Here is a 496-nt window from a genome sequence, read left to right on the forward strand (position 1 = left end):
AAACAAACAAAGGTAGAAGATGTGGACAAATTTGAAGCCATGCAGCGCTTTGTATTGGTTGCTCAATTTGGCAGCTTTACCAAGGCAGCAGACGCACTTGGCCTGCCAAAGTCAAGCGTATCAAGTGCTATTCAAGGGCTTGAAAGTGAATTAGGCACGCGGCTTTTTCATCGCAGCACGCGCAGCGTCACCTTAACTCAAGACGGCGAGACTTACTTACCACAGTGCCAAGTACTGCTCGCCGAGTTAGACGCTTTGGCAAGCCAGTTCCAACGTAACTCTGATGATGTTCGCGGGGTACTCAGAGTCGACATGCCTAGTCGTTTTGCCACTACGGTTGTCATTCCGCATTTATCCTACTTCCTCGAAAAATACCCCAACATACGCCTAAAGATCAGCAGCGCAGATTATCGAGTTGATATAATTAAAGAAAGCATTGATTGCGTCATTCGAGTGGGTAATCTTGACGATAGCAGCCTTATCGCTCGCCCATTAA

The 496-nt window shown here is 47.2% G+C and carries 1 protein-coding gene; it reads left to right on the forward strand.

The genetic code is table 11. The features are described 5' to 3' along the window. Window positions 1–21 precede the first annotated feature (21 nt). Window positions 22–496 (forward strand): LysR family transcriptional regulator (locus tag H5154_RS23155; RefSeq protein WP_182719776.1); only part of this gene is annotated, 475 nt, incomplete at its 3' end.

Origin of the sequence: Pseudoalteromonas sp. SR44-5, assembly GCF_014163675.1 — a bacterium.
In the GTDB taxonomy this organism is placed as follows: Bacteria; Pseudomonadota; Gammaproteobacteria; order Enterobacterales; family Alteromonadaceae; genus Pseudoalteromonas; species Pseudoalteromonas rhizosphaerae.